The sequence below is a fragment of the Sphingomonas sp. HT-1 genome, from assembly GCF_048568905.1.
Classification (GTDB): Bacteria; Pseudomonadota; Alphaproteobacteria; order Sphingomonadales; family Sphingomonadaceae; genus Sphingomonas.
In genome coordinates this window covers 3,060,057-3,081,689 of the sequence record NZ_CP183770.1, presented here as the reverse complement: position 1 = coordinate 3,081,689, position 21,633 = coordinate 3,060,057, and the positions used below count along the sequence as shown (strand labels likewise).

Annotated in this window: 18 protein-coding genes and 1 tRNA gene; 9 read left to right on the top strand and 10 right to left on the bottom strand. The window is 65.7% G+C overall.

Going from position 1 to position 21,633, the window contains the following annotated elements; genetic code table 11:
• The first annotated feature begins 8 nt into the window (after positions 1-8).
• Positions 9-1,406 (top strand): dihydrolipoyl dehydrogenase, encoded by a 1,398-nt coding sequence (gene lpdA, locus ACNFJ7_RS14345; protein WP_019369739.1) that lies wholly within the window; start codon positions 9-11, stop codon positions 1,404-1,406.
• Between the two features lie 93 nt (positions 1,407-1,499).
• On the opposite strand, the gene ACNFJ7_RS14340 is transcribed toward lpdA, so the two are convergent.
• Positions 1,500-2,321 carry a hypothetical protein gene (locus ACNFJ7_RS14340; RefSeq protein WP_019369738.1) on the bottom strand — a complete coding sequence of 274 codons (822 nt, stop codon included), beginning with the start codon at positions 2,319-2,321 and terminating at the stop codon, positions 1,500-1,502.
• Positions 2,322-2,675: 354 nt separating this feature from the next.
• Between ACNFJ7_RS14340 and ACNFJ7_RS14335 the strand changes: the two genes are divergently transcribed.
• Positions 2,676-4,163: a hypothetical protein gene (locus tag ACNFJ7_RS14335; protein ID WP_236704420.1), complete on the top strand. Its 1,488-nt coding sequence runs from the start codon at positions 2,676-2,678 to the stop codon at positions 4,161-4,163.
• A gap of 72 nt (positions 4,164-4,235) precedes the next feature.
• Entirely contained in the window at positions 4,236-5,822 is a 1,587-nt protein-coding gene (locus ACNFJ7_RS14330; protein ID WP_026009176.1) for an alpha-N-arabinofuranosidase, read from the top strand.
• Between the two features lie 152 nt (positions 5,823-5,974).
• Here ACNFJ7_RS14330 and araD1 read toward each other — a convergent pair whose 3' ends face one another.
• Positions 5,975-6,970, bottom strand: coding sequence for an AraD1 family protein (araD1, locus tag ACNFJ7_RS14325; RefSeq protein ID WP_026009175.1), 996 nt, complete (start codon positions 6,968-6,970; stop codon positions 5,975-5,977).
• A gap of 122 nt (positions 6,971-7,092) precedes the next feature.
• Here araD1 and ACNFJ7_RS14320 point away from each other — a divergent pair, with 122 nt between their 5' ends.
• On the top strand, positions 7,093-7,851 hold the full coding sequence (locus ACNFJ7_RS14320; protein WP_019369734.1) for a FadR/GntR family transcriptional regulator: 759 nt from the start codon (positions 7,093-7,095) through the stop codon (positions 7,849-7,851).
• A 43-nt stretch (positions 7,852-7,894) separates the two neighbouring features.
• On the opposite strand, the gene ACNFJ7_RS14315 is transcribed toward ACNFJ7_RS14320, so the two are convergent.
• Positions 7,895-9,193 (bottom strand): sugar MFS transporter, encoded by a 1,299-nt coding sequence (locus ACNFJ7_RS14315; protein ID WP_026009174.1) that lies wholly within the window; start codon positions 9,191-9,193, stop codon positions 7,895-7,897.
• A gap of 142 nt (positions 9,194-9,335) precedes the next feature.
• Here ACNFJ7_RS14315 and ACNFJ7_RS14310 point away from each other — a divergent pair, with 142 nt between their 5' ends.
• Positions 9,336-10,469 carry an aldose epimerase family protein gene (locus ACNFJ7_RS14310; RefSeq protein ID WP_019369732.1) on the top strand — a complete coding sequence of 378 codons (1,134 nt, stop codon included), beginning with the start codon at positions 9,336-9,338 and terminating at the stop codon, positions 10,467-10,469.
• Between the two features lie 25 nt (positions 10,470-10,494).
• Positions 10,495-12,288, top strand: coding sequence for an IlvD/Edd family dehydratase (locus ACNFJ7_RS14305; RefSeq protein ID WP_019369731.1), 1,794 nt, complete (start codon positions 10,495-10,497; stop codon positions 12,286-12,288).
• A gap of 125 nt (positions 12,289-12,413) precedes the next feature.
• Here the strand turns inward: ACNFJ7_RS14305 and ACNFJ7_RS14300 are convergent, their stop codons facing one another.
• The 3 genes from ACNFJ7_RS14300 to cpdR all read right to left on the bottom strand — a co-directional run bounded on the left by ACNFJ7_RS14300 (position 12,414) and on the right by cpdR (position 14,326).
• The gene (locus tag ACNFJ7_RS14300) at positions 12,414-13,535 is read right to left on the bottom strand and encodes a glycosyltransferase (RefSeq protein WP_019369730.1); all 1,122 of its coding nucleotides are present in this window, start codon (positions 13,533-13,535) and stop codon (positions 12,414-12,416) included.
• A 286-nt stretch (positions 13,536-13,821) separates the two neighbouring features.
• A tRNA-Val gene (locus ACNFJ7_RS14295) sits at positions 13,822-13,896 on the bottom strand.
• 55 nt (positions 13,897-13,951) lie between these two features.
• Positions 13,952-14,326 carry a cell cycle two-component system response regulator CpdR gene (cpdR, locus tag ACNFJ7_RS14290; RefSeq protein WP_026009172.1) on the bottom strand — a complete coding sequence of 125 codons (375 nt, stop codon included), beginning with the start codon at positions 14,324-14,326 and terminating at the stop codon, positions 13,952-13,954.
• 104 nt (positions 14,327-14,430) lie between these two features.
• On the opposite strand from cpdR, the gene ACNFJ7_RS14285 reads away from it, so the two are divergent.
• Positions 14,431-15,285 carry an N-formylglutamate amidohydrolase gene (locus ACNFJ7_RS14285; RefSeq protein WP_019369728.1) on the top strand — a complete coding sequence of 285 codons (855 nt, stop codon included), beginning with the start codon at positions 14,431-14,433 and terminating at the stop codon, positions 15,283-15,285.
• A gap of 262 nt (positions 15,286-15,547) precedes the next feature.
• On the opposite strand, the gene ACNFJ7_RS14280 is transcribed toward ACNFJ7_RS14285, so the two are convergent.
• Entirely contained in the window at positions 15,548-16,318 is a 771-nt protein-coding gene (locus ACNFJ7_RS14280; RefSeq protein WP_019369727.1) for a SapC family protein, read from the bottom strand.
• Between the two features lie 57 nt (positions 16,319-16,375).
• Positions 16,376-17,830 (bottom strand): FAD-binding oxidoreductase, encoded by a 1,455-nt coding sequence (locus tag ACNFJ7_RS14275; protein ID WP_019369726.1) that lies wholly within the window; start codon positions 17,828-17,830, stop codon positions 16,376-16,378.
• 69 nt (positions 17,831-17,899) lie between these two features.
• On the opposite strand from ACNFJ7_RS14275, the gene ACNFJ7_RS14270 reads away from it, so the two are divergent.
• Entirely contained in the window at positions 17,900-18,352 is a 453-nt protein-coding gene (locus tag ACNFJ7_RS14270) for a hypothetical protein (RefSeq protein ID WP_019369725.1), read from the top strand.
• An 82-nt stretch (positions 18,353-18,434) separates the two neighbouring features.
• Complete coding sequence (locus ACNFJ7_RS14265; protein ID WP_019369724.1) at positions 18,435-19,847, top strand: DEAD/DEAH box helicase; 1,413 nt, start codon at positions 18,435-18,437, stop codon at positions 19,845-19,847.
• 120 nt (positions 19,848-19,967) lie between these two features.
• On the opposite strand, the gene ACNFJ7_RS14260 is transcribed toward ACNFJ7_RS14265, so the two are convergent.
• Both ACNFJ7_RS14260 and ACNFJ7_RS14255 read right to left on the bottom strand, forming a co-directional pair.
• Positions 19,968-20,606: a glutathione S-transferase family protein gene (locus ACNFJ7_RS14260; RefSeq protein ID WP_019369723.1), complete on the bottom strand. Its 639-nt coding sequence runs from the start codon at positions 20,604-20,606 to the stop codon at positions 19,968-19,970.
• A 79-nt stretch (positions 20,607-20,685) separates the two neighbouring features.
• The gene (locus tag ACNFJ7_RS14255) at positions 20,686-21,549 is read right to left on the bottom strand and encodes a dienelactone hydrolase family protein (RefSeq protein ID WP_026009170.1); all 864 of its coding nucleotides are present in this window, start codon (positions 21,547-21,549) and stop codon (positions 20,686-20,688) included.
• Positions 21,550-21,633 lie beyond the last annotated feature (84 nt).

The following is a 21,633-nucleotide window of genomic DNA, read 5'->3' as shown; positions in this document are numbered from 1 at the left end:
AGCAAACCTTGGCTGAATCCTACGACGTCATCGTTCTCGGCTCGGGCCCCGGCGGCTATGTCGCGGCGATCCGGGCGGCCCAGCTGGGCCTGAAGACCGCCATTGTCGAGCGCGAGCTGCTCGGCGGCATCTGCCTCAACTGGGGCTGCATCCCCACCAAGGCGCTGCTGCGCTCGGCGGAAATCTTCCACTATATGCAGCACGCTGAGGATTACGGCCTGATCGCGAATCAGATCAGCGCCGATCTGGACGCGGTGGTGAAGCGCTCGCGCGGCGTTGCCAAGCAGCTGAATCAGGGCGTCACGCACCTGATGAAGAAGAACAAGATCGCCGTGCACATGGGCACCGGCGTGCTGACCGCGAAGGGCAAGCTGACCGTCACCGCCGCCGACGGCAAGAAGACCGACCTGGAGGCGAAGAACATCATCGTCGCCACTGGCGCGCGCGCCCGCGACCTGCCCTTTGCCAAGGCCGACGGCAAGCGCATCTGGACCTATCGCCACGCGATGACGCCGACCGAGATGCCGACCAAGCTGCTGGTCATCGGCTCGGGCGCGATCGGCGTGGAGTTCGCCAGCTTCTACAACGACATGGGCGCCAAGGTGACGATCGTCGAGATGCTCGACCGGATCGTGCCGGTGGAGGACAAGGACGTCTCCGCACACCTGGAAAAGGCGTTCAAGAAGCAGGGAATGACCATCCTCACTCAGACCGGCGTGGACAAGCTCGACGTGACGGCGACCGGCGTGAAGGCGTCGATCAAGGACAAGGACGGCAAGGTCACCGTCGAGGAATTCAGCCACGTCATCGTCGCGATCGGCATCGTGCCGAACACCGAGAATATCGGGCTCGAGACGCTGGGCGTGAAGACCGAGCGCGGCCATATCGTCACCGACGGCGCCTGCCGCACCAATGTCGACGGCCTGTGGGCCATCGGCGACGTCACCGCGCCGCCCTGGCTCGCGCACAAGGCCAGCCATGAGGGCGTGATCGCGGTGGAAGCCATCAACGGCGGCCACCCGCACGCGATGGACCCGCGCAACATTCCTGGCTGCACCTATTGCCACCCGCAGATCGCCAGCGTCGGCCTTACCGAAGCCAAGGCCAAGGAGGCGGGCTACGAGGTCAAGGTCGGCAACTTCCCGTTCATCGGCAACGGCAAGGCGATCGCGCTCGGCGAGCCGGAAGGCTTCGTGAAGACCGTGTTCGACGCCAAGACCGGCGAGCTGCTCGGCGCGCACATGATCGGCGCGGAAGTGACCGAGATGATCCAGGGCTACACGATCGGCAAGACCGGCGAGCTGACCGAGGCCGAGCTGATGGAAACGGTGTTCCCGCACCCGACGATCAGCGAGACGATGCACGAGGCCGTGCTGGGCGCATACGGCAAGGCGCTGCATATCTGATCCGGCGGCGGCGTCCTCCGACGCTGCCAGCTACGCAGAAAAACTCCGGCCCGGGCGGTCCCCGGGCCGGAGCCATTTCCGGTCTTGCGATAATCAGGCGTCGGCGAGCGCCTGCTGCGACGAACGCTGCAGTTCCAAACCGATCGGGCCTTCGCCCTGATAGGTCATCGTGCCGTCGATCTGACTGCCGTTGCCGGTCGTCTTGATCGCCACGACGCCTTGATTGGTTCGGCAGCCCAGCACCCAGGTGCCGCCCGGGTGCCAGGGCGCATCGTTGCCGCCCCATTGGTTCACCACGCTATAGGTGTTGGCCATGATCAAGGTTCCGCGGAAACCGATCGGGCCTTCGCCCTTGTAGGTGATGGTGCCCGCCAGCGTCTTGCCCGCGTCGCCGCTGGTGACGTCGATCGCCACCACCGGCTGATCCGGCCGGCAGCCGATCACCCATTGGCCGCCGGGATGCCAGGGCGCGCTGCTGCCGCCCCATTGGTTCTGCGCATCGAACGCGACGCCATCCGACACCGCGGCCTTCACGCCGATCGGGCCTTCACCTTGGTAGGTCATGGTGCCGGTGAGCGTCTGCCCCTGATCGTCGGAGCGGAGATCGAAGGCGACGGCGTTCTGGCCGTTGCGCGCGCCCAGCAGGAACAGGCCGGCATCGTGCCAGGGCGCGCTGCTGCCGCCCCACTGGTTTTCGACACGATAGCAATTCGTGGTGACCAGCGTGGCCCGCACGCCGATCGGCCCTTCCCCCTGGTACGTCATCGTCCCGGAAAAGCTGTTGCCGCCATCACCCGACTGAATTGCCAACGCCACGGGCCGCTGATCGGCACGATTGCCGATATTGAAGATACCACCTTCATGCCAGGGCGCGTTGCTTCCGCCCCATTGATTCTGGATCGCATAGACCGTCATTGCATCTCTCCTGCCATTTTGGACGCACCAACATATTCGACGAGGTTAGCCGTCGTTTGGACAAATAAAAGCACACTCGGCCGATATAGCCAAGCATGTTCAAATTGGTTCTTTTATGGTTAGCTGCCACCCGGCAAATGCGACGACTCGCATCTACATCTTTATCCTACTCTAATTATGCGCTTCTGCAAGCTACTCCAGGTTTACTTGCGTGAACTTCGCAGCGGCGGCTCTTGCCGAACATCGCGGTGTCCGCACCATTGTGCGCGCCATCCCGTGCGGGGCGTGCTGGCGCGGCGCGGCGATCCTGCCTAAGGTTCGCGCGCCCAGCACCTGCCCTCGGGAAATCGACTGATGACCATGTATCGTTCGCGTTCCTCGGCCTTTGGCGGATCTCCGCGCGGCCGCGGCGGGCGAGCGTTGCGCCGCGTACCGATCGGGCCACGGCGCAAGGCAGTATCGGCGATGGTGATCGCCGCGTTGCTCGCCGCGATCACCCTGTTCTTCTTCTGGCCGGGCGTGGCGAGCTATGACAGCCTGGTTCAATATCGGCAGCTGTTGGACGGCCGCTATGACGACTGGCACCCGCCGGCGATGGCGCGGCTCTGGGCGCTGTTCCATGGCGCCGGATGGCAGGGGCAGGCGCCGATGTTCGCGCTGCAACTGCTGCTCTATTGGAGCGGCCTTGCGTTGTTTGCAGGTGCGTTGGCGCGCGCTGGACGTTCGCTGGCGGCGCTGGCCGTGCTGCTGTTCGGGCTGTGGCCACCGGTGCTCGGCTGGCAAATCGCCGTATTGAAGGACGGCCAGATGGTCGGCGCGCTGGTTGCGGCGCTGGGCGTCGCGAGCTGGTGGCGGCTCGGCGATCGCCGCCTGCCGATCTGGGCGGCTGCGCTGGTGCTGATCCTGTTGGGCTATGCCACGCTCGTGCGGTTCAATGCCGCCTTCGCCACCATCCCGCTGGCGTTCGGGCTGCTGGGCGGATGGCGCTGGGAGCGGCCCTGGCTGCAAGGGGCCGTGGTGCTCGCCGCGACGGCGGCCGTGCTCTTCCTGCTGGCACCGATCAACCACCGTCTGCTCGAAGCCCGGCCCAGCGGGGTGGAGCGATCGCTGCCGCTGTTCGACCTGGGCGGCATCGTCCATCACGCCGGCCCAACGGCGGTGCCACAGGTGCCGGCCCGCCTGTGGCGACGCGCGGAGGTCCGCGGGTGCCTGACGCCCATCCTCTGGGATCCGCTGGGGGATGACGAAGCGTGCGGCTACATCCTCACGACGCTGCAGCGCACTGCGCCGCGAGGCGAATTGCGCGACGCCTGGCTGGCCGCGATCGCCGCGCATCCGCTGGCCTATGCCCAGCATCGCATCGCCCATTGGAACAGCGAGATGCGGCTGTGGACGCCCGCTATCATGCCGGGCACCGGGCCGCTGAGCGGCAGCGAGCCCAACCGTCTGGGCCTCGCCTCCCCTGCCAAGCGCATCACGGGCTTCCAGAAGCTGGGAGCGACGCTTGCGGAAAGCGCGGCCGGGGCCCCCATCCTGTGGTTTGCGATCGCGCTGGGGGTGCTGTTCTGCACCTGGCCGGCGCGCAGCGGACCGGGCGGCGTCGCCGTGAGCCTGGCGCTATCCGCATTGCTCGCCGAGCTGGCGTTCGGCGTGGTCGGTGTCGCGTCCGACTATCGCTATCATTGCTGGAGCATGTTGGCGACGGGCCTGGCGGTGCTCGCGGCTGCGGGCGCGCGCGTTTCGCCGCGTCGCGTGCTTGCCGTTCTGGCAGGCGTTGCAGTCGTCGCGGCGATCGTTGTCGTGGCGCGGTCGATTCTTCCCCCTGCTCTGCCGCCGATCTAAGTTTCACCCCCCTATTGTCGGAGTAGAATCTATGGCATCCAGCCCGCTGAAAAGATGCCAAAGGGAGGATTCATGCTTCGAAGGACATTGCTCGCCGGCGCGGCGCTGTTGCTTGCCCCGGTGCCTGCGGCGGCGCAAGGCAAGGACGCGCCCGTCACGGTAACCGTCGACGCCGGCAAGCCGGGCGCGACGATCGATCGCAACATCTTCGGGCAGTTCGCCGAGCATCTCGGCACCGGCATCTATGGCGGCATCTGGGTGGGCAAGGATTCGCCGATCCCGAACGTGCGCGGCATCCGCAAGGACGTGGTGGCGGCGCTCCGCGCGATCCGCGTGCCGGTGGTGCGCTGGCCGGGCGGCTGCTTCGCCGACGAATATCACTGGCGTGACGGCATCGGCCCGCAGGAGAAGCGCAAGAGCAGCGTCAACACCAACTGGGGCGGCGCGGGCGAACCGAACAGCTTCGGCACCGACGAGTTCATGGACTTTGCCGACCAGGTGGGTGCGGACGCCTATGTCTCGGTCAATGTAGGTTCGGGCACCATCCAGGAGGCGGCCGACTGGCTGGCCTATATGACGGCCGATCCTTCCACCACCGCCGGCAAGGAGCGGGCGGCGAACGGCCATCCAGCCCCCTATAAGGTGAAGTATCTCGGCCTCGGCAACGAAAGCTGGGGCTGCGGCGGATCGATGCGGCCGGACCATTATGTCGACCTCATGAAGCGCTTCGCCCGCTTCACCCATAATCTGGATCCCAAGCAGGGCGAGAAGGGCCCCGAGCCGATGCAGCGCATCGCCGTCGGCCCCAACGACAATGATACCAGCTATACCGAAGCGGTAATGGCGGCCTGGAAGGGCCATGACTGGGCGTGGAACATCGAAGGCCTGTCGATGCACGCCTATACGACGGGGGGCTGGCCGCCCTCTTATCCCAGCGTAGGCTTCGGCGAGACCGGCTATGCCAAGCTGGTGAAGGCCGCACTGGCGATGGACGGGATGATCGCCAAGCATTCGGCGATCATGGACAAGTACGATCCCGACAAGAAGGTGCCGCTGATCGTCGACGAATGGGGCGTGTGGCTCGCGCCGCTGCCCGGTACCAACCCCGGCTTCCTCTACCAGCAGAACTCGCTGCGCGACGCGATCATCGCCGCACTCCATGTCAACATCTTCGCCCGCCATGCGGACCGGGTGCGGATGACCAACATCGCCCAGATGATCAACGTGCTGCAGGCGATGATCCTGACCGACAAGGAAAAGATGGTCCTGACGCCAACCTATCACGTGTTCCGCATGTACGTGCCGTTCCAGGATGCGCGCGCAGTGCCGGTGTCGTTCGACGCCGGGACCTACACCCATGAAGGCGTGACCATGCCGCGCGTCGATGCGATCGCGGCGCGGGGCAAGGACGGCAAGCTGTGGCTGGCGGTGACCAATCTGGATCCGAACAAGCCGGCGCGGATCGCGGTGAGGTTCGCCGGCGTGACCGCGAAGAGCGCCGCGGGCGAGGTACTGACGGCGGCGAAGGTCGACGCGGTCAACAGCTTCGAGGCACCGAGCACGGTGGTGCCCAAGCCGATCCGCGGCAGCGTAGCCAAGGACGCGGTGACGCTGGAGCTGCCGGCGAAGTCGGTCGCGGTGGTGGCGATCGAAGGCTGACGCCCCGGCTCTTTCGCACCCCTCCCGCTTGCGGGAGGGGACGGGGGAGGGTGTGTGAGAGAAGCGGGCGACGCGGTTCAGAAAGAACCTCCACGTCGCACCCTCCCCTAGCCCCTCCCGCAAGCGGGAGGGGGACTTGGGTTCGCCCTGATTTACAGCGCCTTCACCGCCGTGAGCCCGGTATCTTCCACCTGCGCCAGCGGGTTGCGCAACGGCAGGGTGAAGGGCGCCGCTTCGATTTCGAACGTGTCGCCCACTTCCGTCTTCACCCCGTCGCTGAACGACAGCGTGGCGGTGCCGAAGAAATGGACGTGCACGTCGCCCGGCTGGCGGAACAGCCCGTATTTGAAGTGGTGATGCTCGAGATTGGCGAGGCTGTGCGACATGTTCGTCTCACCGGAGAGGAACGGTTTTTCCCACAAGGTCTCGCCGTCGCGCACGATCCGGCTGGTACCACGCACGTCGGCGGGTACCTCGCCGACCAGCAGTTCTGGCCCGAGCGACGCCTGGCGCAGCTTGGAATGGGCGAGCCACAGATAATTGTGCCGCTCGGTCACATGGTCGCTGAATTCGTTGGCGAGGCACAGGCCGATGCGCCACGGCGTGCCGTCGGGACCGATCAGGTAGATGCCGGCCAGTTCGGGCTCCTCGCCACCATCCTGCGCAAAGCCCGGCATTTCCAGCGCATCGCCGGGGCCGGCGAGATGATGGCCATTGCCCTTGTAGAACCATTCGGGCTGCTGGCCGATCGCGCCTGCGCCCGGCTTGCCGCCCTCGACGCCTTCCAGGAACATGCGCATCGAATCGGTCTTGTGCTCGGCGGCCGCAGCGTCACGATGCATCTTGTCGCGCCCTTCGGCAGAGCCGAGATGGGTCAGGCCGGTGCCGGTGAGCACCAGATGCGCCGCATCGGGATGATCGATCGGCGCGAGCAGCTGGCCCGCCGCCAGCGCCTCGGCAGGATCGACGCTGCCCTCACGCCCCGCCGCGGCCACTGCCGCCGACAGCGACTGGCCGGTTTCGATCGCGTGCAGCGCAAGGCTGCGCACATCGGCGAATCCGCGCACGAACCCGGCGCCCGCCTCGTCCGCCGCGATCACCCGGCGCTCACCCGCCGCTCCCCGATACTGCATCAACCGTAACGCCATTCGCTCCACTCCTTGGCTCCGTTTAGTCCGACTTATTAGCAGAGTTCCCGAATGGCAATCTTGCAGTGTTTGGCGCAATCGGTTCGATCGCGCTACACGGGTGCGAAAAGGAGACGAGCCGGATGGCATTGGACGATCAGCCCGAGGCGCTGGACGAAACTGGCGTGCAGCCGATCACGCGGACGCCCAAAGGGTCGGGGCGGCGGCTGCGCGGCGCCATCGCCCATTATCTGGGCACCCAGATCGTCTCCGGTGCGATCGCTCCCGGCGAGAAGCTGACGGGCGAAGTCGCCAATGCCGAGGCGCTCGATGTATCGCGCAGCGCCTATCGCGAGGCAGTGCAGGTGCTCACCGCCAAGGGACTGGTGGAAAGCCGCCCCAAGGCAGGCACGCATGTGCTACCGCGCACCCGCTGGAACATGCTCGACCCGCAAGTGCTCGCCTGGGCATTCTCGGGCGAGCCGGATACCGATTTCGTCCGAGACCTGTTCGAGCTGCGCGCGATGGTGGAGCCCGCCGCAGCGCGCCTTGCGGCAGAGCGTCGCGAGCGGGACGATGTGAAGGCGATGCGCGACGCGCTTACCAAGATGCGCCGGCATACGCTGGCCACCGAGGCCGGTCGTGCAGCGGACCGCGACTTCCACGACGCACTGCTCGCCGCGACGCACAACAATGCACTAATCGCGCTGAGCGCCAGCATCAGCGCGGCAGTGAGCTGGACCACCAAGTACAAGCAGCGCGCCCGCGCGCTGCCGCGCGATCCGGTGCCTGATCATATCCGCGTGTTCGATGCGATCGCGGCAGGCGATGCAGAGGCCGCGGCTGCGGCGATGCGCATCCTGGTCGACCTGGCGCTGGAGGATACGCGCCTCTCGATGTGAGGCGGCAACGCTCCCCGGGCCGAAGCCCGGGGAGGCGCTTCGATCAGTCTTCGATCGCGTTGGTGGGCTTGGCGCCCCACAGCGCGTAGAACAGGATGTAGAGTTCGCAGACCGCGGTCAGCAGGAACGAGTTCTGCAGGCCGTACATGTCGGCCAGCCAGCCCTGCACCGCCACCAGCGCGCCGCCGGCGATCGCCATGATCAGCAGGCCCGAACCTTCTTCCGTAAGCGGGCCGAGGCCCTTGATGCCCAGGGTGAAGATCGTCGGGAACATGATCGAGTGGAACAGGCCCACCAGGATGAGCGACCACATCGCCACCTCACCTTGAGTGAACACGGTGACGATCATGACCACGAACGCGCCGATCGAGAAGGCGGCGAGGACAAGGGCCGCATCGACCTTCTGCATGATCGCGGAGCCGATGAACCGGCCGACCATCATGCCACCCCAGAGCAGCGTGAGATAGCGACCGGCCTGCTCGGTCGTCATGTTGCCGATTTCGGGACGGCTGACGAAATTGACGAACAGATTGCCCACGCCAATTTCGGCGATCAGGTAAATGAAGATCGCACCGATGCCGAACACCAGGTTACGATGGTTCCATAGGCTGTGATGCTTGCGTTCTTCCTTGGCGACGCGGCTGGTGGCCGATCCCATCGCCGGAAGCGGGAAGCGCGCGATCACCACGGCGAGCACGAACAGCACGGCCGCGACCAGCACATAGGGAAGGATCACGGCATGCGCGTCCGCCAGGCGCTCTGCCTGAGTGAGGGTTGCGCCGGCTTCCGCCGTGCCGCCCTTCGAGCGACCGAGGATCAGATAGGCACCGAACAGCGGCGCCAGCATCGTTCCCATCGAGTTCATCGCCTGCACCAGATTGAGGCGCGACGAAGCGGTTTCGGACGGGCCGATCACCGCGACATAGGGATTGGCCGCCACCTGCAGCAGGGTGATGCCGCTGGCGATCACGAACAGCATGAACAGCGTGACGCCATAGGACGGCAGGCTTGCCGCCAGCGTCATCCCCAGCGCGCCGACCGCCATGATCAGCAGGCCGACCACCAGCGACTTCTGATAGCCGATCCGCTCAATCAGCTTCGCCGACGGGATGGAGGCGAAAAAATAGGCGATGAACCAGACGCTTTCGATCAGCGCCGCCTGGAAATAGCTGAGGTCGAACACGCTGCGCAGATGGGGCAGCAGCGTACCGTTGATAACGGTAATGAACCCCCACATGAAGAAAAGCGTGGCGAGCAGCGCCAGCGCACGACCATATTGGGTGGGAGGTGCGGCTTGCCCGGCCCCCGCCGGAGCAGCCTTTGACGTTGGCACGACCGCCATGTTGGTATGATCCTCTCGATTTTGCCACGCTCATCACGCGGCGGGGTTGCTCTTCGCTTTCTAGTCGGAGTATTCAAGCCGACGTCCAGCGTCAACGGGCATCGCCCACCACACAGCGATAGCCGACAGGGAGAGGTTTTGCATGAATTATCTTATCAGGGGCGCACTGATCGCCGCGACGATGATACCGGTGGCTGCGCAGGCGGGAGAAACGACTCGCGCCAGCTTCGGTGCCCTGCCCGACGGCCGCAAGGTGGAAGCGATCACGCTCAGCAACCAGCATGGCGTGCGCGCGACGATCATCACCTATGGCGCGATCCTCCAGGCGCTTTCGGCCCCGGACCGCAACGGCAAGTCGGAAGACGTGACGCTCGGCTATACGGACATGAAAGGCTATCTTGTCGCCCCGAACTATTTCGGCGCCACCGTCGGCCGCTATGCCAACCGCATCAAGGGCGGCACCTTCGCCATCGACGGCAAGACCTACACGCTGGCCAAGAATAACGGCCCCAACGCGCTGCATGGCGGGCCGAAGGGCTTCGACAAGCAGCTGTGGACCGTGGAAAAGGTTACCAGCGGCGAGAACGCCAGCGTGACGCTGCGCTATGTCTCCGCCGATGGTGAAGAAGGCTATCCCGGCCAGCTCACCGTCACCGCCACCTATGCGCTGAACGAGAAGAACGAGCTGTCGGTCGAATATACCGCGACGACGACCAAGCCGACGATCGTCAACATCACCAACCACAGCTTCTTCAATCTCGCCGGCGAAGCCTCGCAGCGTTCGATCTACGACCATGTCGTGACGATCCCCGCCGAGACCACCACGCCGGTCGACGCGACGCTGATACCCAACGGCCAGCTGCGGCCGGTGGAAGGCACGCCGTTCGACTTCCGCAAGCCGATGGCGATCGGTGCCCGCATTCGCGACGGGCGCGATCCGCAGATCGTTTTCGGCCAGGGCTATGACGAGAATTTCGTGATCGCCAAGGCGCCCGCCGCCCAGCCGACCCTGCACGCCCGCGTGGAGGATCCGTCGAGCGGGCGGGTGATGGAGATCCTGTCCAATCAGCCCGGCGTGCAATTCTATACCGGCAATTTCCTGGACGGCACTGCGATCGGCAAGTCGAATCATGCTTATCGCCAGGGCGACGGCCTTGCGCTCGAACCCCAGCTCTTCCCCGACACGCCGAACCAGCCGGCATTCGGCTCGGCGCGGCTGAACCCCGGCCAAACCTATCGCAACGTGATCGTCTACCGCTTCTCGACCACCAACTGATCTTTCCTCCCGCAAGGCTTTTCCGATGACCGACACTCCGCCGAAGCTGCGCAGCCGCGCGTGGTTCGACAATCCCGACAATGTCGACATGACCGCCCTCTATCTCGAGCGGTACCTCAACTATGGGCTGAGCCTGGAGGAGCTACGCTCGGGCAAGCCGATCATCGGCATCGCCCAGACGGGGTCGGATCTGAGCCCGTGCAACCGCCACCACTTGGTGCTGGCGGAGCGCATCCGTGAAGGGATCCGCGAGGCGGGCGGGATCGCGATCGAGTTTCCGGTGCACCCGATCCAGGAAACCGGCAAGCGCCCCACCGCTGCGCTCGATCGCAATCTCGCCTATCTGGGCCTGGTCGAGCTGATCTACGGCTATCCTATCGACGGCGTGGTGCTGACCACCGGCTGCGACAAGACCACGCCCGCCTGCCTGATGGCAGCGGCGACCGTGAACATTCCGGCGATCGCGCTTTCGGTGGGGCCGATGCTCAATGGCTGGCACCGTGGCGAGCGCACCGGATCGGGCACGATCGTGTGGAAGGCGCGCGAGCTGCTTGCCGCAGGCGAGATCGACGACGAAGGCTTTATCCGCCTGGTTAGCTCCTCGGCGCCGTCGACCGGCTATTGCAACACGATGGGCACGGCCACGACGATGAACTCGCTGGCGGAAGCGCTGGGCATGATGCTGCCCGGATCGGCAGCGATCCCGGCACCCTATCGCGACCGGCAGGAATCCGCCTATCGTACCGGCAAGCGCATCGTCGAGATGGTGCACGAGGATCTGAAGCCCTCCGACATCATGACGCGCGACGCGTTCCTCAACGCGATCGTCGTCAACTCGGCGATCGGCGGATCGACCAACGCGCCGATCCACCTCGCCGCGATTGCGCGCCATGTCGGCGCCGAGCTGTCGCTGGACGACTGGCAGACGCATGGCCACCAGGTGCCGCTGCTCGTCAACCTGCAGCCTGCCGGCGAGTATTTGGGCGAGGATTATTACCGCGCCGGCGGCGTTCCCGCCGTGGTCGCCCAGCTGATGCAGCAGGGCCTGATCCGCGAGGATGCGATCACCGCCAATGGCCGCACCATCGGCGAGAATTGCCGCGGCGCGCAGATCGAGGACGAGAAGGTCATTCGCCGGTTCGAGGAGCCGCTGGTCGAAGCCGCCGGCTTCGTCGTGCTGCGCGGCAACCTGTTCGACGCGGCGATCATGAAGACATCCGTGATCGGGCCCGAATTCCGCGACCGCTATCTCTCCAATCCCGACGATCCCGACGCATTCGAAGGCCCGGTGGTCGTGTTCGACGGGCCGGAGGATTACCACCACCGCATCGACGATCCCACCGTGGGCATCACTGCGGAAACGCTGCTGGTGATGCGCGGCGCCGGGCCAATCGGTTATCCGGGCGCTGCCGAAGTGGTGAACATGCGCGCGCCGTCCTATCTGATCCGCGAGGGCGTGCATGCGCTGCCGTGCATCGGCGACGGCCGCCAGTCTGGTACCTCGGCATCGCCTTCGATCCTCAACGCCTCGCCCGAAGCGGCGGCGATGGGGGGGCTCGCGCTGCTCAAGAGCGGCGACCGCGTGCGAATCGACCTGAAGCGCGGCACCGCCGATGTGCTGATTCCCGATGCGGAATTGGCCGAGCGCCGCCGTGCGCTGGCCGAGGCCGGCGGCTATCCGCATCCTGCGTCACAGACGCCGTGGCAGGCAATCTATCGCTCGATGGTGGGCCAGATGAACACCGGCGCAATTCTGGAAGGATCCGAGCAGTTCCAGCGGATCGCCCAGGTGCACGGCATCCCGCGCGACAACCACTGATCGCGCCTGCGCCCGGTGCGGCCGGCAAGCTGGCCGCACCGGGCACATATATGTTTGCTGCCAGGCCGAACCCGGCCCCGGCGGCTATTTCAACCATGGTGGAGTGCAGCGCGCGTCGTGCGCGATCAGCGGACCAGCGGCGCGGCCCATTCCGCCGGCTGCGGTGCCGCACGCTGCTCGATGGCCGCTTCGGCGAACAGGTTGAGATAGAGCTGGGCCGACCGCTCAATCGTGAACCGCTCCAGAAACGCGCGTACCTCGGTGCAATCGAGCACCGGCGCGGGCGCCCGAATCGCCGCGGCAAGCGCCGTTTCGTCCTGCGGCACGATGACGCCGAAGCGCCCGTCACCCAACAGCCCGTGCACGCCGCGCCCGCAATCGGTGGTGATCACCGGCAGGCCGGCGGCAAGCGCCTCCAGGATCGCTGCGGGGATCCCTTCATAGCGCGACGACATCAGCAGCACGTCGAAATCCGCAAGCCGGGCGGCCGCATCGGGCACATGGCCGGCGAAATGAACCTGATCGACAATGCCGAGCTGGCGCGCCAGCGCTTCCAGTGCAGGCCGCTCGACACCGTCGCCGAGGATGGTGAGCGTCTCGCCTGCCTGCGCCGCCTTGGCAAAGGCCCGAAGCAGCAGTGCGAAATGCTTTTGCGGCACCATCCGGCCGACCGCGACAAACCGCCGGGGCGCGCCGTTCGCGACGCGTGGACGGGCCGCGATGCGCTCAAGCTCGATCGCCGGATCGTGCACCACCCGGCTGCGCCGGGCCATCAGCGGCGGCAATTCGATCAGCATCGATTCGTCCATCGCCACCCAGAAGCGCGCGCTGCGGCCCTGTATCCGCAACCAGAGGCGCCAGAAGAAGCGGGGAACCGCATGCAGATCGCGCCGCGCCAGATCGTTGCTGATCTTGACGACGATCGGCGGACAGCGTCGCCCGAGCAGCACGCGCATCATCACCGCGACAATGGTATAGGTGGAACCGGCAACGAACAGGATGTCGGGCCGCACCCGCCGTATTGCCGCCGGCAGCGTGAGGATCATCCACAGCGTTTCCCAGCCGGCCTGGCTGCGGCGCGGCTGCGGGGGCGTTTCGAAACCGATATCGCCGAACTCGGCACGCATGGGCCCGGTGGGCCGACCGACGAACAGCGGCGCATCCACCCCTGCAGCTCGCCAATGCCGGATCAGCCGCAAAGCAACGCGCTCCACTCCGCCCGGTTCGAAGCTGTGGAGGAACGTCATGACGCGAATACGTCCGCTAGAATTCTGTGGCCGCAACCGCAACTCCCCTGCATCGGTACGTGGTTTTGCCCTGTCGTGTCACCGATGATCAAACGACCATAGTAAGGGCAGCCCGCAAAACTTCAAATTTCTCTTGCGTCTACCTTGCTAGCAGAACGGAAAATCATCACGGACCTATAACGATATGGCGGCACCGAACCCGCACATGCGTGATCGGAAAATATTCGTTCGGGGGAGTTCGAAACGAAAAAGCCCGCCAGCGCGGTGCGCCGACGGGCCTTTTGGATGGTGGGCGCGGCAAGGATTGAACTTGCGACCCCTGCGATGTCAACACAGTGCTCTACCACTGAGCTACGCGCCCGAAACTCGGGAAGCGGCCCTTTAGCGAGGCTTATTCGCCCGCGCAAGCGCCGATTTCAGTTCTGCCCGACATTCTCCGATTCGAACATCCGATCCACCTCCAGCACCAGATCGCGGAGGTGGAACGGCTTGGAGAGCACACGGGCCTGGGGCACCTGCTGGCCGGCCCGCAGCGTCACGGCCGCAAAGCCGGTGATGAACATCACCCGCATCTCGGGCGCCATTTCGCTGGCGCGTTGCGCCAGTTCGATCCCGTCCATCTCTGGCATGACGATATCGGTGAGCAGCAGATCGAATGATTCGGTTTCAAGCAGGGGGATCGCCGCCGTACCACGATCGACGGAGCTGACCGCATAGCCCGCGCGCTCCAGCGCTCGGGTGAGGTATTCCCGCATGATGCGGTCGTCCTCGGCCAGCAGAATCCGGATCATCATTTCCCCAATGCGCGTCAACGGGCCACCCCTTATGCGCAAACCCATTAAGAAATTCCAGCGCGATCCGGCTGCCGTTGCCGTCGCCAGAGCGGCGGCCTAGGGTGGCGGCCGTGAACAGCCCGCCCAGCTTCGAGCGGTATGGACCGCTGCTGCCGGAAAGCCCGGTGGTCTTGTCTGCGCCACATGCCGGACGGGACTATCCAGCAGTGCTTGCAGCCGCGCTGCGTGTGCCGCTGCCGGCCCTGCGCGCGCTGGAGGATCGGCATGTCGATGCGCTCGCCCGTGATGCCAGGCGAGAAGAGACGTTGTTCGTGGCAACGCGGGCCCGCGCCTGGATCGATCTCAATCGCTCCGAACAGGAACGCGATCCGCATATCGACGACGGCGCGCAGCGCATCGGGCGGCCGCCGTCGGCCAAGCTGCGGAGCGGGCTGGGAATCGTGCCGCGGCGCGTGGGCAATCTTGGCCAACTCTGGTGCCGGCGCTTCACCGACGCGGAAATCGTCGAGCGCATCGAGGAGGACCACCGCCCCTATCATGCTGCGCTCGCCGAAGCGCTGGGGGCAGCGCATCGGCGGTTCGGAATCGCAGTGCTGCTGGACATCCATTCGATGCCGCCGCTGGGCCACGCCGCTTCGGCGCCGCAACTGGTGATCGGCGACCGGTTTGGACGGGCGGCGGCGGCGCGGTTCGGCACGCGGATTGCCGGGGTAGCCCGGCAACATGGCATCGCTTCAGCAGCGAACACGCCTTATGCCGGCGGGTACATCCTAGAGCGGCACGGAGATCCACGCGGCGGCATTCATGCCATCCAGCTCGAATTCGACCGCGCGCTTTATCTGGACGCAGCGCTGGACCAGCCCGGCGCAGGGGCGGCGATGACGAAGGCGCTGCTGCGCGGGATTATCGACGCGATCGCCGACGAGGCGCTCCCCCGCGCCCTAGCCGCGGAATAATGCCAGCCTGCGCCACATAAAAAACCACCTCGCGGTTTCCCACGAGGTGGCCAAGGTTCAGGGAGGAGACACGCCCGGAGGCGCGTCGTACGACCTCGCGAAAGGGGGGACACGAAGCCGCACACAACAAATATAGAGGCCGGACAACCGACTTCAAGGCGGCTCGCCGCAACAATTGCTCCGCTGATCGGCGGCGCAAAGAAAAGGCCCCGCCGACATTGTATCGGCGAGGCCCGTTTCCTGCAGCGACAGTGGCAGCCGATCAGCCGACCAGCTGGACTTCCGGCTGCCAGCCCGAGCGCATCTGCCGCGCGAACAGCTCGCGCATCTGCCCAAGCGAAAAGAGGTGGGCGTAGATCAGCGGCAGCATGCCGCTCTGGACGATCTTGCGGAGCTGATCGCCGCGCAGCTCATTCAGCTTGGCTTCGTCGACCATCATGAAGCCGCGATAGATGAAGGGCTGGCCGGCGCCTTCGGGCTGGATCGAGACTTCGCCGTCCATCAGCAGGCCCAGATCCTTCAGCTCGCGCATGAACTGACTGGTGCGTGCGCCGGCCTGTTCGAACTGCTCGTTGAACTGCAGAATGTTCTTGGTGACCTCGCTCGGCTCGCCATTCTCGAACAGCGCCTCGCCTTCCTCGAAGTTGCCGATCACGTCCGACGTCGGATCGAAGCAGAGCGACAGCTCGTCGCTGTCCGGCCGCAGACGTGCCAGCAGGAAGGGGTAGCGGCGGATATAGGCCGGCACGTAAAAGTTCGGCTCCACCAGCTTGCCTTCGGCATCGAAGAAGGTGTTCACGCCTTCGTTCAGCCCCATCAGCGCGAGCGGAACGGGATCGTCGCCGACCGAGAAGACGATCGGCATGAAACGCTGCACCAGCGGGAATTCCTCGACGGTGACCGGCACAGCATGCTGGTTGGCAAGGAACGCGGCGCGATCGACCGAACGCGAGCGGAAATCGGCATGGACCTGGCTCGAAAGCGGCTCGATCTGGTTGTAGAACAAGGGAAGCGACTGCGGCGCGCTGGCCATGATGATCTCCTGACGGCGTAGATTTGGGTCGAACGCTGGTTTCAACGGGTCGCGGGTCTATGGCCTGCCCGTTTCCGGCGCAAGCGCGACCAGCTTTCCCGGATTGAGAATATGGTTCGGATCGAGCGCGGTCTTGATCGCGCGCAACGCCGCGATCCGGGCAGGAGCCGAGAGCCGGGCGAGTTCGTCGCGCTTCATCTGGCCGATACCGTGCTCGGCGGATATCGACCCGCCGGCAGCCACCACCATGTCGTGCACCAGCCGGGTGATGCGCGGCCCGTCTTCGGCATACCAGCGATCGCGATCCACGCCCTGCGGCGCGCGCACGTGGAAATGGACGTTGCCGTCGCCGAGATGGCCATAGGCGATCGCATGGGTGCCAGGAAAGCGCGCCTCCGCTTCCGCCCCGCCTTCCACCATGAAGCGGGGCATATCTTCCACCGGCACGGAGATATCGTGCTGCACCGCCGGGCCGGCCGCCCGCTCCGCTTCCGAGATCGAATGGCGGATGCGCCAGAACGCCTCCGCCTGCGATTCGCTGGCGGCAAGGACAGCATCTTCGGCAAGATCGGCGGCAAAGGCATCGGCAAGCAGCCGCTCGAGAACGACGCCGGGCGCCTCGCCGTTCGCATCGCTTGACACGGCTTCCACCAATACGTGCCAACCATGCCGACCGGGCAGCGGCATCCGCGTGCCGGGCACATGCTCCAGCACCAGCGCCACTGTATCGTCGGGCATGATCTCGAAACTCTCGACGATGTCCGTGGCAGCCTGCAGCCGGCGCAACAGGGTGAGCGCCTTGGCCGGGCTGTCCAGGCCGACCCAGGCCACCGCGCGCGCCGCCGCCGCCGGCACCAGCCGCAGCGTTGCGGCAGTGACGATGCCCAGCGTGCCTTCCGCGCCGATCAGCAACTGCGTGAGGTCGTAGCCGCGATTGTCCTTCTTCAATGCCGACAGCCCGTCATGCACCGATCCATCCGGCAGCACGGCCTCCACGCCCGCGACCAGCGCCCGCATCGTGCCGAACCGCAGCACCTGCACGCCGCCCGCATTGGTGGAGACCAGGCCGCCGATCGTCGCACTGCCCCGCGCACCCAGGTCCAGCGGAAAGCGCCGTCCCGCAGCTTCGGCCGCATCGCGGAACGTGGCCAGGATCACGCCAGCCTCGGCAATCGCGAGATTCGCCTCCGGATTGATCGATCGGATGCGGTTCATGCGCCGCGTGGAAAGCAGCAGCGCCGAACCATCCTGGGGTGGAACCGCGCCGCCGACCATGCCGCTATTGCCGCCCTGCGGCACCAAGGGCACCCCGCACGTATTCGCGAGCGCAACCAGCGCGCTCGCCTCTGCGGTCGACGCCGGCGACAGGATCGCGGGGGAGACGCCATGATAGCGACGCCGCCAGTCCGTGAGCCAGGGTTCGATATCGGAAGGATCGGTGGTGACCGTCTTCGGGCCGAAACGTTCGGCGGCGAAGTGGACGATGCGCTGCTGCTCGGGTGTCATCACCATTGCGCGATAGCATGGGCTGGGGCAGTTCATCCACTGTTCAAGCCCATGCGCATAGCCTTTGAAGCCGTTATGTCGAATCTGCCGATCGCCGCCACCGGTCTGTTGCTGATGCTTGCCGTACCTGCGGCAACGCCTGCGGTGCGCGCCGATCCCGCCGACGCCTCGGTGCAGCAGCATGTATCGATTCACGTGCCGCGCATGACCGTGACCTCCACGACGATTATCGTTCGCCGCGAAGCCGACTCTCGGCTGGTGGAGCGCCGCGCCAATGATTGCGTGAAGGTCGACCGGATCGAAGGCTTCACCGTCAACGCTGCCGACAGTGTCGATCTGATCCTGGATGACGGGTCGCTGCTCCGCGCGAAGCTGGGATCGGAATGCCCCGCACTCGGCTTCTACTCCGGCGCCTATCTCCGACCCAGCAAGGACAACAAAGTGTGCGCCGGCCGTGATTCGCTACGCTCCCGCTCCGGGCGCTCCTGTCCGGTCCAGGCATTCCGCAACTTGGTGCGCGCGCGCTAAGACTTGACTTTTGCGCTTGAATCCGCAAGCGCGTTAGCCTCTTCTGAGGCGCAGTGAACGCGCCCGTTTTCCGGACATTTGCATGAGCTTTGCCGATCTCGGCCTATCCGACGAACTTCTCCGCGCGGTCACCGATGCCGGCTATACCGAGCCGACTCCGATCCAGCGCCAGGCGATCCCGTCGGTGCTGATGGGCAAGGACCTGATCGGCATTGCCCAGACGGGTACGGGCAAGACGGCAGCCTTCGTACTACCGATGATCGATGTGCTCGGCGAAGGGCGCACCCGCGCGCTGATGCCGCGATCGCTGATCCTGGAGCCGACGCGCGAACTGGCGGCGCAGGTCGCCGAGAATTTCGAGAAATACGGACTCAACCACAAGCTCTCGATGGCGCTGCTGATCGGCGGCGTGCAGATGGGTGATCAGGTGAAGGCGCTGGAAAAGGGCGTCGACGTGTTGATCGCGACGCCGGGCCGGCTGATGGACCTCTATGGCCGGGGCAAGATCCTCCTGACCGGCTGCAGCCTGCTGGTCATCGACGAGGCGGATCGGATGCTCGACATGGGGTTCATCCCCGACATCGAGGAAATCTGCACCAAGCTGCCGAAGAACCGCCAGACGCTGCTGTTTTCGGCAACGATGCCACCGCCGATCAAGAAGCTGGCCGACCGCTTCCTGACCGATCCCAAGACGATCGAAGTGGCTCGCCCGGCGACCACCAACATCAATATCGCCCAGCGCATCGTCGAAGTGCCGGCCACTGCGCATGTGAAGCGCCAGGTGCTGCGCGGACTGCTGCGGCAGGACGAGGTGTCCACCGCGATCATCTTCTGCAACCGCAAGACGACGGTGCGCGATCTCAACAAGAGCTTGAAGAAGCACGGCTTCCGCTCGGCGGAAATCCATGGCGACATGGATCAGCCGGCGCGGATCGCCGAGCTGGACCGGTTCAAGAATGGCGATGTGAACATTCTGGTCGCGTCCGACGTCGCGGCGCGCGGCCTGGACGTGAAGGGCGTGAGCCACGTCTTCAACTTCGATGCGCCCTGGCACCCGGACGATTATGTCCACCGCATCGGCCGCACCGGCCGCGGCGGCGCCACCGGCATTGCTTATACGCTGGTCGCGCCCGATGACGCGGAGAACATCGCCGAAATCGAAAAGCTGACCGGCCACAAGATCGAACGGGTGCCGAGCCCGGTCGAGACCGACACGACGGAAGCCGCGCCGGCCCGCGAACGCAGCCGCAAGCGCGACACGAAAAAGCGCGAGCCCCGCCGCGAGGATGCGATTGCCGCAGAAGCCGCACCCGAGCCGCAGAAGGAAGCGTCGCCGCGTCGCCGCAAGGAAGTGCCCGCCAAGGTGCAGGCCGAAGCGCGCGCCGCTCTTCCGCCGCGCGACGATCGCCGCCGCCGCCGCGATCAGGATGACGGGCCCGACGATGGTTGGAACGGCCCGATCCCCGACTTCCTGAACTACGTCATCGAGTCGTGAGGATCGGCGCAGGCGCGCCGATCCTGGTGCGCCCCGCCTGCTGAAAGGCCGGCGCATCGTGCACCGGCCTTCCTGCCTCCAGAGTTCATCGCCTGCGTGTCGCGGGCGAGCTTCCGGGTATCACGCCGACTCCGTCGCCGTCTGCCGCTCCGCCATCAGCGCATCGTCGAGCGCCGATGCCCGCTGGTGCGCCTCCCGCGCTTCGATACGCGCGACATAGGCGAGGAACGAATCCCGCTTCGGCAACAGCCCGAACATCGTTCCCCAGCTGAGCTGCGCGCCGACATAGACGTCGGCGGCGGTGAAGCGATCGCCCGCGATATAGGCCCGCGAAAGCAACAGTTCGTCCAAAACGTCGACGACCCGATCATAGCTGCCATAACCGAACATCTGGCCCTGCTCTTCAGTGGCATGAAAGGCGGCATAGTGGTTCGTCATCGCCTGCTCCACGGGCCCCGCCCCAAAGAAGAGCCAGCGATAATAATCCGCCCGCTCTTCCGGCAGGGGCGCCAGGCCAGCTTGCGGAAACGCTTCTGCCAAATAGACGCAGATCGCCGCACACTCGGTAACGACCTTGCCGTTATGAACAAGCGCCGGCACCTTAGCCATCGGGTTGATCGCGCGATATTCCGCCGCTTTCATCGTCGTTGCATACTCGAGCACCTCGGCGCGGTAGGGCGCGCCAATCTCTTCGAGCATCCACCGGGCGATGCGGCCGCGCGACTGCGGGTTGGTATAGAGAACCAGTTCGTCTGCCATGATTCGAAGCCCCTGTTTACCCACGACGCATCGGCGTGGGAACAATAAGAGAACATGAAGCAGGACTGCGGTCAATCCGCTACAGAATGGCGAGCGTGGCGAGCAATCGATCCCATGCACGCTGGGCCTGCGCCGCGTTGTACACACGGCTGTCCGGCGGGCACCAGCCGTGCATCGCGCCCGCATAGACCTCGATCTCCGCCGGCACCTTGGCGGCGGCGAAGGCCGTGCGCAGCGCATCCTTATCGGTGGGCGCGCGAGCATCATCATTTTCGGCGATGGCGATCAGGTAGCGGCCTTGCATCTGAGGCACCAGCCGGTGGGGGCTGTCCGCCGCATCGGTGACCAGTGCAGCACCGTGGAAGCTGCCGCCGGCGCGCACCCGCCCCGGCAAGGCAGTGGCGGTGCGGAAAACGAAGGGACCGCCCATACAATAGCCGGTACTGCCCATGCCGCGCTTGGCATCTACCTCTGGCTGGGCGTCGAGAAAGGTGCCGAACGCCTTGGCATCGGCCGTGATGGCCGCCGGCGTCAGCGGCTCGCGCCACGGCATGATCATCGCCCGAACTTCCGGCTGGTCAAACGACTGGCCGGGTTTCAGGAACGGCGCCTTGGTGGAGCGGTAGAACTGGTTGACGGTCAGGACGGCGAAGCCGGATTGCGCCAGCCGATCCGCCATCTGCCGAAAGGCGGGGCGCAATCCCATGATGTCCGGCCACACCAGCACGGCAGGATGGCGGCCATGGGTGGGTGCGACGAAGTAGGCATCCGCAATGCCGTCCGGCGTCCGGATCGTGACGTCACGGCCCGTCACCGCTGCAGCATTGGCCGGGATGGGCAGCAGCGCCATCGCGCCCGCTGCAGCAGCAGCGACGCCGAAGTCGCGCCGGCTGAACCCCGCCAGATGCCGATCGTTGTCCGCTGCGGTCGTTTCGTCACACATGGCGTCCTCCTCCTGGCCGATGGCCAAGGGGGTTGTAGCGCCGGAGCGTGAAGGCGGGAAGCGGGAGCATCCGCCGCCATGCCG